Below are 12,476 nucleotides of genomic sequence, written 5' to 3' on the forward strand. Positions count from 1 at the left end.
CAGATTTCCTTCAGGCCGATGCCGTAGTGCTGGGCGTCGGCCTCGCTGTCCAGGTTGAAGCGCTTGATCAACTGCTTGCCGATGTGACCACGGCAGCCTTCGGCGAACAGCGTGTATTTGCCACGCAATTCCATGCCGGGGGTGTAGAGGCCTTCCTTCGGCTTGCCTTCGCGGTCGACACCCAGGTCGCCGGTGATGATTCCGCGCACCACGCCGTTTTCGTCGAACAGCGCTTCCTGGGCGGCGAAGCCCGGGTAGATTTCCACACCCAGGTTCTCGGCCTGCTGGGCCAGCCAGCGGCACAGGTTGCCCAGGGAAATAATATAGTTGCCTTCGTTGTGCATGGTCTTGGGCACGAAGAAGTCAGGGATTTTGCTCGCGGCCTCGGCGTTTCTCAGGACATAAATGTCATCGCGTTTGACAGGCGTATTCAGCGGCGCGCCGAGTTCTTTCCAGTCCGGGAACAGTTCGTTCAGGGCGCGGGGCTCGAACACCGCGCCGGAGAGGATGTGGGCACCGACTTCGGAACCTTTTTCGACCACGCAGACGCTGATTTCCTTACCGGCTTCGGCGGCCTTCTGTTTCAGTCGGCAAGCGGCAGACAGGCCAGCGGGGCCGGCGCCGACAATGACCACATCGAATTCCATGTATTCGCGTTGCATCGAAAATTCCTGACTTGGAGGGGAGATGTAATGAGCGGTTGCCGCCTTCTCTGGTGCTTGCAGAATCTTTCGGGATTGGAGCAAATGATTTCTGCGCTGAAGTTCATTGCTTTGAATGCCTCTTCCGTAGGATCAGCCTCGACGGGGCGGATACAGTAATTTGAAATCTGCGAAAACTTTATCCAGGAGGGTCTTGATATTTATCTCGCGCTTGCAAGGCCTGACCGGGTCGTAAAAGAACCTTGCACCATCAGCTGTTGAACAAGTACATGGCTGCCGACCGCTGCAGAACCGGTTGCTTAAGGGTGACCATGGCATCTTCGCGGCAATCGCCTTGCCGCCCAGGCGCTCGACGGTGCGCGCATCGCCCGCATCGCCCACGTTGGCCACGTTGGCCAAGACCCGCAGTCCGTTCTGATGCAGATTGTGAAAAGCGCTGTCCAGTGCAGTCATGACACTCCAATTCCTTTGGAAGGTATGCTTTTAATGGCGAGGGGCGGTGTGTTAAGGGCCGGTTGTGCAATGCACGTTGCTTAAGTATGGGGCATCCGTGACGTAGCATGCCGCTTCGGGAATGGGTGGAGTAAAAACGCAAGGCCCGAGGGAGCGATCGTCGCCTCGACGCCAACGCGCTGGCTGTGTTCTACGGCAGAGTTGGCGTATTCGAATGGAACCCCGAGGTGCCTGCAAGCTCGGAGGTGATCGCCAAGCAGATCGACGCCATGACCCGCAAGGACGAGTATCCATCGGACACCTTGGTTTGGGACGCCAAGGGCATGCCACTTGAGCAGCGCACCGTGCCGGCTTTCGAGCCCAAGCCAGGGGCTGCTGTGCTGTACCAGATACGGTAAGCACACAGCGCCGCGCAACCCGATCAGACCACGTTATAAGTATGGGGATCTACGGTGCCTATCAGCGTCAGCTCCACAGGTTCAGGCGCGGAAAGATCCCCGGGGAGCGCAGCATTATCGACGCTGGAACGGGCGACGCTCGCCGTGCTGAACATCAGGTTGCTGTCGTCGAGTTGTCCGGCAAAGTTTCCATCGAGCACCAGCTCGAAGCGTTGGCCGTCGGCATTGGCCTCGAAGCTTTTCAGATAGGTGCGGGTATCGTCTGCGTTATTTCCAATCAACAAGGTGCCGTCGTATCCGTTCCCGATCCCGGTGAAACCCAGGGCACTGAGGTCGATGCGATCCTCGGCAGGATTGAAATCGAGTATGCGGTCACTGCCACTGCTGTCAGCGGTGCGAAAGCTGTCTGTCACGCTGGCATAGCGGAATACGTCGTTTCCCGCACCGCCGGAGAGCAAGTCGCGTCCGAGATTGCCTTGCAGCACATCGTCACCTGCCAGGCCTCGCAGGATTTCATCGGTACCCAAGCCTTCCAACACATCGCTGCCGGACGAACCCACCAAGTGGGTGTTGCCGTCCGTGCTGCCGAAAGTGCTGTCCAGACTGCCATCGGCGTTTAGCCGAACCGCAGCAAAATCACTGCCGCCATTGGCGAAAGCGCTTCCTCCGAGCAGAATCTTGCCATCGTCCTGCACCGCTATTGCTTTGCCTGCGGCGTAATCGCCAGGCAGATTAATACTGACCGAACCTTGGTTGCCGAAACTGACGTCGGGGCTGCCATCGGCGTTGAAACGCAGCACGGTGAAGTCATCGAAAGAGGTCGTGTTGGATAGCAGTATTTTTCCATCGTCCTGCACCGCCACACCGCCGCCGTAGCTGCCAACATCGATCTCCATGATGCCATTGACGCCAAAGTGGGGGTCCAGTTCTCCACCAGCTGTGTATTTGAGCAAGCTGTTATGAAAGTTCGGCGCACCTTGGACGAGTATGCCGCCGTCCGCCAGGGAGGTGAGGCCTAGCACGAAATCAAGCGTTCCAGGGGCCTGCAATGTCAGGATTCCGTTTGTGCCGAAGGAGAGATCTTGTGTGCCGTCGGCATGCAGCTGCGTCACTCTCAGCGTGCTGCCCTCGACGGCCCCTACCAGCACACTGCCGTCAGAGTTGACTTCGACTATCGGTGCGTGGCCGAACCCGCTGGACAGGCTGGCCTGGGCATTGGTGTTGAACATGGTATCGGCTTTACCATCCGGGCCCCAACGCTGGACGATGGGGGTGTTATCGTGCCCTTCGTGGGCCGCCACCACCGCCCCGTCAGTCTGGACGCGAAGGCTATAGTCCTTTTCGAGGGGGATTTGCTTATGAATCACCAGCCGCCCAGCATTGCCGTAGGTCGAATCCACGCTGCCATCGGCGTTGAGATGGGCCAAGGAAAAGTCTTGGCCGTAGTCAAGGTCGAGCGCGTGGTAGGAGAGACCGGCGACCAATACTGAGCCGTCGGGCTGTATGACCATGTCGTAGGCGTTATCGGCGTATCCGTTGATATCGACGATCATGATCCCAGGGGCGCTGTAGCTAGTGGCCATTGCTCCATCCTCTAAAAATATCCAGAAGCATTGACTCTAGCCTAGGACCATTAGTTCGCCAGGCCAGGGCTTGGTGCACAGGCATCAAGTCAACCGCCAGATGCACCTGGAGGTGACGGCGCCGACGTAAGGCACCAATAAGTAGTTAGCTACCTATATAATATTCACTTCATTTCAGTGAAGGTTTGTATATGAAGCATGCACAGCACCTATCAAGGGTCTCGGCAATCATTTTGATTGGATTAGGCGTGATCATCACCATGCTCGGCCTTGCGCTGGCTGTTGGCGGGGTGAAGTTGCTTAGTTTAGGAGGGTCGTGGTACTTCCTGATCGGTGGCCTTGCCATGGTCGTTTCAGGCGTGTTGATCGCTTGCCGAAAACCGGCCGGTGCGTGGTGGTTCGGGGCGTTTCTCCTCGGTACGGCAATCTGGGCGTTTGTGGATGTCGGGCTAGTGTTCTGGCCATTGTTCTCGCGCCTGTTCATGTTTGGCGTAATCGGCTTGGCAGTGGCGTTGGTGTATCCACAGCTCAAGCGTGCCAGCGGTGCAGCTTCGGGCCGCGGAGCCTATGGCCTGGCGGGCGTGTTGGCCGTGGTGCTCGCCGTCTCGGCGGGCAACATGTTCGTGGCTCATCCAAGCGTCGCCCCGACAGGTGATGGCCCAGGCGTGACGCCGGTCGACCCGGCCAAAGCTCAAAAGGATTGGGCGCACTACGGCAACACCGAGGGTGGCAGTCGTTTCGCCGCGCTGGATCAGATCAATCGCAACAACGTCGACAAGTTGAAGGTCGCGTGGACTTATCACACCGGCGATATTGCCGAGAGCGATGGTAATGGCGCCGAAGACCAGCTGACGCCACTGCAGATTGGTAACAAGGTGTTCATCTGCACACCCCACAACAACCTGATCGCCCTCGATGCCGACACCGGTAAAGAGTTGTGGAAGAACGCGATCAACGCGCAGTCGAAAGTCTGGCAGCGTTGCCGTGGCCTCGCCTATTTTGACGCTACCCAGCCAGTCGCCCAGGCGACCCGCTCGCCAATCACACCGGTCAGCATTCCTGCCGGCGCCAACTGCCAGCGTCGTGTGCTGACGAATACCATCGATGCGCGCCTGATTGCCGTCGATGCTGACACAGGCGAGTTCTGCCAGGGTTTCGGCACCAATGGCCAGGTTGATCTCAAAGCCGGTCTGGGCAATGTGCCGGACAGCTACTATCAATTATCCTCGGCGCCGCTAATGGCCGGTACCACGGTGGTGGTTGGCGGCCGCGTTGCCGACAACGTTCAAACCGACATGCCAGGCGGCGTGATTCGTGGTTTTGATGTGATCAGCGGCCAAATGCGTTGGGCGTTCGACCCGGGCAATCCGCAAAGCAAAACCGCGCCAGCTGACAACAGTACCTATGTACGCAGCACCCCGAACAGTTGGGCGCCGATGTCTTACGATCCGGCAACCAACACGGTGTTCCTGCCAATGGGCAGTTCGTCCACCGACATCTACGGTGTTGAACGTACCGAGTTGAACCACAAGTACGGCGCCTCACTGCTGGCGCTGGATGCCACCAGCGGTGATGAGAAGTGGGTCTATCAGACCGTGCACAACGATCTCTGGGATTTCGATTTGCCGATGCAACCGAGCCTGATCGATTTCCCGCAAGCAGACGGCAAAACTGTTCCTGCGGTGGTGATCGGGACCAAGGCCGGGCAGATTTTCGTCCTCGATCGCGCTACCGGCAAGCCGCTGACTGAAGTCAGTGAAGTACCCGTCAGGCCGGGCGACATTCCGAACGAACCGTACTCGCCGACCCAGCCAAAATCCGTCGGCATGCCACAGATCGGTGCCCAGCATCTGACCGAGTCGGATATGTGGGGCGCGACGCCTTACGATCAGTTGCTATGCCGTATCGACTTCAAGTCCATGCGTTACGAGGGCCTTTTTACAGCGCCGGGCACCGACAAATCGCTGAGCTTCCCGGGTTCGCTGGGCGGCATGAACTGGGGCGGCATCTCTACTGACCCAGTGCATGGCTTCATCTTCGTCAACGACATGCGCCTGGGCCTGTGGATCCAGATGATCGGGGCCCCAGCAGAGGCACCTAAAGCACGGCCTACCGGTGCGTCCGCTGGCGAAGCGCTGAACACAGGCATGGGGGCTGTTCCGCTAAAAGGCACGCCTTATGCGGTCAACAAAAACCGCTTCCTGTCGGTTGCAGGCATTCCATGCCAGGCGCCGCCATTCGGCACCCTGACCGCCATCGACATGAAGACTCGTAAGGTTGCCTGGCAAGTCCCGGTCGGCACCGTCGAAGACACCGGTCCCCTTGGGATCCGTATGCACCTTCCGATCAAGGTGGGTCTGCCAACCCTTGGTGGCACGCTGTCGACGCAAGGTGGCCTGGTGTTTATTGCTGGTACCCAGGATTTCTACCTGCGCGCTTTCAACAGCTTTGACGGTGGGGAAATCTGGAAAGCCCGTTTGCCAGTGGGTAGCCAAGGAGGCCCGATGACTTACGTGTCGCCGAAGTCTGGAAAACAGTACGTCGTCATCACCGCCGGTGGTGCTCGTCAGTCCCCGGACCGAGGAGATTGGGTCATAGCCTATAGCCTGCCTTGAAGCGGCCAATATGCTTGCCCTACGGGCAGGCGGCCTGATTCGACACGGCGATCCGGAACCTGGCGCGTTGACCGCGCCAGGTCAGCCTCAGTTTGCCGGCGTCCAGACCGCATCCTTCACGTCCAGCCGTTTAGGCAACAGTTTGTTGGCATAAAACAGATCTGTTGTGGCCTGCTGCGCCTCGATGATTTTTTCATCAATGGGCAGCACGGGTGACGGCGGCCGATTATCCACGTAACGAGCGACCACGGCTTCGGGCAACCCCATGGATTGAGTCAGCACTCGAAGGCTTGCCTCCCGTTGGCTGCGAGTCAGGGCTTCGGCTGCGGTCAACTCATCAAGCAGTGCATGGAGGAACGCACCGTGGCTTTGGGCATAGTCGCGCCGGGCGGTGTAGACCGGGCCGGACAGGCCCAATCCTTCGCCATTGGCGAGTACGCGACCGCCGCTTTGGCTCAGGGCCAGTGACGCGTAGGGTTCCCAGATCGCCCAGGCATCGACGCTGCCTTGTTCGAATGCCGCGCGTGCGTCTGCGGGAGGCAGGTAGATCGGCTGTATGTCTTTGTAACTCAGACCCGCCTTGTTCAAGGCGCGCAGGATCAGGTTGTGTGAACTGGAGCCTTTCTGGAAGGCAACTTTCTTGCCTTTGAGCTGGGCAATGTCGTGCAGTGGGCTGTCACCGCGCACCAGGATGGTTTCGGCCTGGGGTTTGGCCGGCTCGGCGCCGATGTACACCAGGTCGGCGCCGGCGGCCTGGGCGAACAGCGGTGGAATGTCGCCCGTGGAGGCGACATCCAGCGCGCCGATGTTCAGTGCTTCGAGCATCTGCGGCCCGGCTGGAAATTCGATCCACTTGACGGCGGTCTGTCCGAAGCGTTTTTCCAGGAGGCCGTGTTCCTTGGCCAGTACCAGGGCGATCGAGCCCTTCTGGTAGCCGATCCTCAGCGTCGCGGGGTCCGCCGCGGCGGCGATGTGGGTCAGGCCGAGCAGGGCAAGACCTGCACAAATTTTTTTCAGAACATTCATCGTCGTCTCTCTTTGCTGTGCCGGAACCGTAGAGGCCGTTCCCGGCATTGGAAAAGTGGCTTGTCAGGTTGAGACGAAGCGGTTGCCCGGGCGCGCCAGTCCCAGGTTTTCCCGTAGGGTCCGGCCCTCGTATTCACGGCGAAACAGCCCACGCCTTTGCAGTTCGGGCACCACCTGCTGCGCGAAGTCTTCCAGCCCACCGGGCAGGTGGGGGACCAACACGTTGAAACCGTCCGCCGCGTCGCTTTCGAACCAGTTCTGCAATTCATCGGCAATTTGTCCCGGTGTGCCGATCAGGCTGTAATGCCCACGGCCGCCGGCGATTCTGCGACCCAATTGCGCCAGGCTGAGGTTTTCCGAGCCGGCCAGGTCGGTCAGCAGTTGCTGTCGGCTTTGCTGGCCGTTATCGGTCAGCGGGAGCTCAGGCAACGGGCCGTCCGGCGGGTAACCGGATAAATCGAAGTTGCCCAGCATGCGCCCAAGCAGGGCGATGCCGACTTCGGGCTCGACCAGCGCCTGGAGTTCTTCGAACTTCTCCCAGGCTTGCGCTTGTGTTTCTCCGACCACGACAAACACCCCCGGCATGATTTTCAGCGAGTCAGGATTGCGTCCGAACGCTTCCAGGCGGCCCTTCAAATCGGCATAAAAAGCCTGGGCATTGGTCATTGATGTCTGCGCGGTAAACACCACTTCAGCGGTTTGCGCTGCCAGCTCCCGACCGGTTTGTGAAGCGCCGGCCTGGACGACTACCGGCTGGCCTTGTGGGGAGCGGGCGACGTTCAGCGGACCTTTGACTTTGAAGTGTTCGCCGCTGTGATCCAGGAGATGCCGCTTGCCTGGGGCGTAGTACTGACCCGAAACCTTGTCTCGGATGAAAGCGTCATCTTCCCAGCTGTCCCAGAGGCCGGTGACGACTTGGTGAAATTCCCGGGCGCGACGGTAGCGCTCGGCGTGACCGATGTGTTCTTCGCGGCCGAAATTCGCCGCTTCCGCGGCCGCGTCGGACGTCACCAGATTCCAGCCTGCGCGGCCGCCGGACAGGTGATCCAGGGAGGCGAATTTACGCGCCACATGGTAGGGCTCGTTGTAGCTCGTCGTGGCGGTCGCGATCAGTCCGATTCGCTCGGTGACTGCGCTCAGGGCCGCTAGCAGGGTCAACGGCTCGAAATGATCCGAGCGCGCCATGCGGCTGGCTGCTTCACCCGTCGCCGCGGCGACGCTGTCGGCGACAAACAAGGCATCGAATCTGGCTGCTTCAGCGATCTGGGCCAGATGTTTGTAATGCTTGAAATCCAGCCCGGCGTTGGCCGGAACCTGTGGATGGCGCCATGCCGCGACGTGGTGCCCGGTGGCCATCAGAAAAGCGCCCAGTTTGAGTTGGCGGGTTGTGTGGGTCATAGCCAGTTCCTTGATCAATCGTCGAGCGTGCGCAACGGCTCAAAAATCCTTGCGCACTTGCACACCGAAATAGCGCTCGTCGTCCCGGGGCACAGCCCGGTAGATGTAGTTGCCTCCACTGGCCAGCAGCGGTGAGTAGGACTTGTCGACGAGGTTCTTGCCCAACAGCGCTACGCGCCAGCCTTCGTTGTAATCGGCCAGGGCAATGCTGGCATTCCAGATGCCGTAGGCGCCCTGTCTGGTATCCGGGTTCTGGCTGATGTCGTACTGCACCTCGCTCTGCCAGCTGTAGTCGGTCCCCAGTTCAATATCCAGACCGTTGTCCAGCGGAATGCTGTAGTCGGCGCGCACGTAACTTTTCCAGTCCGGGCTGTACGGCAGCGGCTTGCCGTTGACGTTGCACGAAGCCGCCGCGCCCGCCGGGCAGGCGAACGCGTCGATCCTGGCGCGGGTGTAGGCAAGGGCGCCGGATAACTTGAGTTGTTGGGTCGCCTGCAGGGTGTAATCCAGTTCGACACCTTCGGTACTGACGCTGCCAGCATTGATCAAACGCGTCACCACTTGACCTGCGACGGTGTCGAAAAAGTTTGCCTGGTAGTTGTCGTAGTCGCTGTGGAACACCGCCAGATTGGTGGTCAGGCGATTGTTCCATGAGGTCGCCTTGATGCCGACTTCCCAGGTGTTGGACGTTTCCGGTTTCAGCGCTTCGGTATCGCGTGGTTGCATGTTGAAGAACACGTTGTAGGCCGGGCCTTTATAACCTCGCGAATAGGTCAGGTAGGTCGTGACCGCGTCGCTCAAGTCATACTGAACGCCGAGCCGACCGGACCAGCCGTCTTCGTCCACCGAGCCGGAACTGTTGGTGCCCGGCTGAATGCCGCTGACCGCAGTGGTCGAGGTGGAAACACGGCGGTGATCGTATTCCAGGTCGTCGTGAGTCCAGCGCAGGCCGGCGATGCCACGAAAGTCCGAAGTGAAATTAAGGGTGCTTTCGCCGAACACCGCATAGCTGTCGCTGGTGGTGCTGTAGTCGGCGACGCCACGATTGGTGGTGCTGACGGTGGTCAACGTGCGTCGGTAGGTTTCCTCGTCCTTGGCGTGCATGTAGAACAGGCCGCCTACGTATTCGAGAAACTGGCCCTTGGGTGAGGCCAGGCGCAGTTCCTGGGAGTATTGGTTGTAATCCAGCTCGCCCTTGTCGGCGGTGCCGGGAAAGGCGGCAGTGACGGTGCCGAGACGGTCGCCGTCCTGGTATTGGGTGTTGTCCCAGCCGCGCCAGGCGGTGATGGATGTCAGGGTGTAGTCGCCGAGGTTCCAGTCGAGCTGGCCGGACAAGCCCTTGTTGACGTCTTCCACGTGGCTGCGGGTGTCGGTGTTGATGTCACGGTTATCGCCGCTGGCCCGCACCGGGTTCAAGGCATTGGCGAACGCTGGCGTCAGGGCCTTGGTAACCACTCCATTGGGCGCATCGTCGTGGGACTGCATGTAGTCGGCCGCAAGGGTGAAGGTGACGTCGTCGTTGGGCGTGAATGCCAGTTTGCCGCGCACGCCCTTGCGGTTGTAGCCGTTGACTTCATGACCGTTGTGTTCGTTGTCGACATTCCCATCGTAACTGCCGAACAGCGTGGTGACGGAACCGGTCAGGGTCTCTGGAATCAGGCTGCCGCCGATGCCGAAGCGGGTGCGGCTTTCATTGCCGCTGTAGTACGACTGGTCGATGTAGCCGTGGGTCTCGCTGTCGGGCGCCTTGGTCACGATGTTCAGGACCCCGGCCGAGGCGTTCTTGCCGAACAGCGTGCCCTGCGGGCCGCGCAGCACTTCGATGCGCTCCAGATCGAGAAGGTCAAGGGTTGCCTGGCCAGGACGGCCGTAAACCACGCCGTCGATCACTGTCGCCACCGTTGGTTCGACGCCGGGGGAGGTGGAAATGGTCCCGACCCCGCGGATGAACAGCGAGGTGTCTTTGTTCGACGCGCCAGTACGGAAATTCAGCGACGGCACCTGTTGGACGATACTGGCGACGCCGTTGCGGTTGTCACGCTCCAGCTGTTCGCCGTCTACCACCGAAACCGCCACCGGGACTTTCTGCAGGGATTCTTCGCGGCGGGTGGCAGTGACGGTGACTGCCTCCAGGGTCAGCGGTTGAACCTGGGCGGCCGCGGTACTGTCCGCGGCAACGGCGTAGGGCAGTGGCAACGCTGTGAGCCCAGCCAGTAACAGGCCCAAATGCTGCTGGCGTGGCGTGGCGGCGCGTATCGACCGCGCCAGTTTCTGTTGTTCCCCAAGAATGTAATGCATCGTTGTGCCTGCTTGGAAGTTGCCCTGAACCGCCGCTGGCCTTTAGCCACGGCGCCTTGAATTTGTCTTGGGGCATTCGCTCGAGCGAGTAGCAGACAACATGCTTCGGTAGCGCTAACATCAGCAGTATTGAGAGATCAGGTATAGATCGTAAAATAATAAAAAATTATATTTATATGTAATTTAAGGCTAAAAAGGAGTTCCAGTTGAGTATCGAGAAGCCCCCCGGACGCAAACGCCGCGGCGCCGGACGCGTGACGCTGAGCACGGTGGCCAAGCACGCCGGCGTTTCCGCTATCACGGTCTCGCGCTATTTCAACCAGCCGGAGCAGGTCTCACCCGAGCGTCGCGAAAGGATCGCCGCGGCGGTCAATGAGCTGGGTTATGTGCCGAATCTGGTGGCTGGTGGGCTGGCATCGGCGCGGGGCAAGATCGTGGCGATGGTGATCCCGAACATCTCCGGGCCAATCTTCGCCAATACCCTTCAAGGCTTCAGCGACACCCTCAGCCTGCACGGTTATCAGGCGCTGCTGGCGTCGAGTTATTTCTCCCTGGAACAGGAGGAAAACGCGGTTCGGGCGTTCCTTGGCTGGTCACCGGCGGCGCTGGTGCTGACCAGCCACTACCACAGCGCCGGCACCGAAAAGATGATCGCGGAGGCGGACATTCCGGTGATTGAAACCTGGGATTACCAACCTGAACGTGACCCGGTGCAGATCGGTTTTTCCCACTATGAAGTCGGTGTGACAGCTGTTCGTTATCTGCACGGCAAGGGTTATCGACGCATCGCTTTTGTGCAGAACAGCATGGTGGGAGACCTCAGCGCGCAGGAGCGCTGCGATGGCTATGCCGCGACGTTGCTGGCGCTGGAACTGGAGCCTTGGGTGTTCACGCCGGACGCTGGCCGGGCACCGTTCGAGGCTGGCAAGCAAGCCATGGATGCATTGATGCGCGAGGCCCAGCGCCCCGACGCGATCATTTTCGCCAACGATAACCTTGCTGCCGGTGGCTTGTTAGCCGGGCAACGGGCAGGGCTGAAAATCCCGGAGGAGTGCGCGGTGTTCGGCTTTGGCGATTATCCCTTTGCCGAAATGCTGTTGCCGAGCCTGAGCACCATCAAGCCCCCTGCGCTGGAAATCGGCGTGTTGGCCGCCACACGGGTGTTGGAGAGTCTCGGTCGCCTGCCGGTAGAGGATGAGGTCTCGCGATTGAATCTGCTGGGGTGTCGGTTGATCGAGCGTGAGAGTGCGTGAATGGATTTTTATCGCTTCGGTTAAGCGGCAGCGATCAGCGCTCCTTGTTGGCGCAGATGCGTTTGGAATCGATCGGCATAGTCTTCGACAACGGCATCCCTTACGCTGGCGCGCGCCTCAAGTGCCTCACGCCAAGCTGAAATGCGCGGAAGGCCGTCGAAAATCTGGTGTGCTGCAGTTGCGTCGATACTCTCGAAGTAACGGAAAAGCGGGGCATAAACCGCATCAACCATTCCAAAGGCTGAGCCATCGAAGAACGGCCCCACGCCTATTTCTGACTCCAGTTTGCCGAGCCGTTCGCGAAATGCGGTGCGCTTGGCATCTGCGGTCGCAGAGTCACGAGCGTGGAGAAACTGCCAGGCTTCAGCTTGAGTCTGCGACGCGAACTCGATCCATGCGCGATTCCGTGCGCGAGCTAACGCATCAACGGGGTACATCGGCGCGCCGCCTTGGGTTTCGTCGAGGTACTCGCAGATGACCATGCTTTCGAATAGGATCGCATCTTGCGCATTGTCCTGGCGCACCTTGAGCACTGGGACCTTGCCGGTTGGCGAAACGGCCAGGAACCAGTCTGGCTTGGCTGATAAATCGACATCTATCCGATCGAACTGGATGCCCTTTTCAAGAAGCACAATCGCGGCGCGCTGTACGAATGGGCATAGTGGGTGGCTTATTAGCGTAAGAGCGTTCATTGCTTTTAGTGGCTCTGGAGGGTTTATCAAGCGGAAACAGCGGCAGAAGTTTCCCACGTACCGCTGTTCGCACAGTCTGGATTGGACTCGTTCGTCGC

Annotated in this window: 9 protein-coding genes and 1 pseudogene; 3 read left to right on the forward strand and 7 right to left on the reverse strand. The window is 59.7% G+C overall.

Going from position 1 to position 12,476, the window contains the following annotated elements; translation table 11 throughout:
• Together BLU85_RS28565 and BLU85_RS30965 are read right to left on the reverse strand one after the other, a co-directional pair.
• Window positions 1-662, reverse strand: a 662-nt coding sequence (locus BLU85_RS28565) for an NAD(P)/FAD-dependent oxidoreductase (RefSeq protein WP_139212818.1), incomplete at its 3' end; no start/stop codon positions are given.
• 306 nt (window positions 663-968) lie between these two features.
• A pseudogene (locus BLU85_RS30965) lies at window positions 969-1,115 on the reverse strand (isocitrate lyase/phosphoenolpyruvate mutase family protein); the annotation flags it as partial.
• 227 nt (window positions 1,116-1,342) lie between these two features.
• Between BLU85_RS30965 and BLU85_RS28575 the strand changes: the two are divergent.
• A complete protein-coding gene (locus BLU85_RS28575; RefSeq protein WP_256572905.1) occupies window positions 1,343-1,513 on the forward strand; it encodes a hypothetical protein in 171 nt (56 codons plus the stop codon).
• 23 nt (window positions 1,514-1,536) lie between these two features.
• Here the strand turns inward: BLU85_RS28575 and BLU85_RS28580 are convergent, their stop codons facing one another.
• A complete protein-coding gene (locus BLU85_RS28580; protein WP_092205185.1) occupies window positions 1,537-3,096 on the reverse strand; it encodes a M10 family metallopeptidase C-terminal domain-containing protein in 1,560 nt (519 codons plus the stop codon).
• A 191-nt stretch (window positions 3,097-3,287) separates the two neighbouring features.
• On the opposite strand from BLU85_RS28580, the gene BLU85_RS28585 reads away from it, so the two are divergent.
• Window positions 3,288-5,711, forward strand: a complete 2,424-nt coding sequence (locus BLU85_RS28585; RefSeq protein ID WP_092205184.1) for a glucose/quinate/shikimate family membrane-bound PQQ-dependent dehydrogenase — start codon at window positions 3,288-3,290, stop codon at window positions 5,709-5,711.
• An 87-nt stretch (window positions 5,712-5,798) separates the two neighbouring features.
• Here the strand turns inward: BLU85_RS28585 and BLU85_RS28590 are convergent, their stop codons facing one another.
• From BLU85_RS28590 to BLU85_RS28600, 3 genes are all read right to left on the reverse strand, one after another.
• The gene (locus BLU85_RS28590; RefSeq protein WP_092205183.1) at window positions 5,799-6,737 is read right to left on the reverse strand and encodes a sulfonate ABC transporter substrate-binding protein; all 939 of its coding nucleotides are present in this window, start codon (window positions 6,735-6,737) and stop codon (window positions 5,799-5,801) included.
• A 63-nt stretch (window positions 6,738-6,800) separates the two neighbouring features.
• Complete coding sequence (locus BLU85_RS28595; RefSeq protein ID WP_092205182.1) at window positions 6,801-8,135, reverse strand: LLM class flavin-dependent oxidoreductase; 1,335 nt, start codon at window positions 8,133-8,135, stop codon at window positions 6,801-6,803.
• A 39-nt stretch (window positions 8,136-8,174) separates the two neighbouring features.
• The gene (locus tag BLU85_RS28600) at window positions 8,175-10,433 is read right to left on the reverse strand and encodes a TonB-dependent receptor (RefSeq protein WP_092205181.1); all 2,259 of its coding nucleotides are present in this window, start codon (window positions 10,431-10,433) and stop codon (window positions 8,175-8,177) included.
• Between the two features lie 206 nt (window positions 10,434-10,639).
• On the opposite strand from BLU85_RS28600, the gene BLU85_RS28605 reads away from it, so the two are divergent.
• The gene (locus BLU85_RS28605) at window positions 10,640-11,686 is read left to right on the forward strand and encodes a LacI family DNA-binding transcriptional regulator (protein WP_092205180.1); all 1,047 of its coding nucleotides are present in this window, start codon (window positions 10,640-10,642) and stop codon (window positions 11,684-11,686) included.
• 20 nt (window positions 11,687-11,706) lie between these two features.
• On the opposite strand, the gene BLU85_RS28610 is transcribed toward BLU85_RS28605, so the two are convergent.
• Window positions 11,707-12,378 carry a glutathione S-transferase family protein gene (locus BLU85_RS28610; RefSeq protein WP_092205179.1) on the reverse strand — a complete coding sequence of 224 codons (672 nt, stop codon included), beginning with the start codon at window positions 12,376-12,378 and terminating at the stop codon, window positions 11,707-11,709.
• Between the last annotated feature and the right edge of the window lie 98 nt (window positions 12,379-12,476).

The organism is Pseudomonas sp. NFACC14, assembly GCF_900106885.1.
Lineage (GTDB): Bacteria > Pseudomonadota > Gammaproteobacteria > Pseudomonadales > Pseudomonadaceae > Aquipseudomonas > Aquipseudomonas fluorescens_AA.

Excerpts from the sequence above, each read along its gene's own strand:
- BLU85_RS28580 (WP_092205185.1), bottom strand. The coding sequence starts at position 3,096 with ATGGCCACTAGCTACAGCGCCCCTGGGATCATGATCGTCGATATCAAC.
- BLU85_RS28585 (WP_092205184.1), top strand. The coding sequence starts at position 3,288 with ATGAAGCATGCACAGCACCTATCAAGGGTCTCGGCAATCATTTTGATT.
- BLU85_RS28590 (WP_092205183.1), bottom strand. The coding sequence starts at position 6,737 with ATGAATGTTCTGAAAAAAATTTGTGCAGGTCTTGCCCTGCTCGGCCTG.
- BLU85_RS28595 (WP_092205182.1), bottom strand. The coding sequence starts at position 8,135 with ATGACCCACACAACCCGCCAACTCAAACTGGGCGCTTTTCTGATGGCC.
- BLU85_RS28600 (WP_092205181.1), bottom strand. The coding sequence starts at position 10,433 with ATGCATTACATTCTTGGGGAACAACAGAAACTGGCGCGGTCGATACGC.
- BLU85_RS28610 (WP_092205179.1), bottom strand. The coding sequence starts at position 12,378 with ATGAACGCTCTTACGCTAATAAGCCACCCACTATGCCCATTCGTACAG.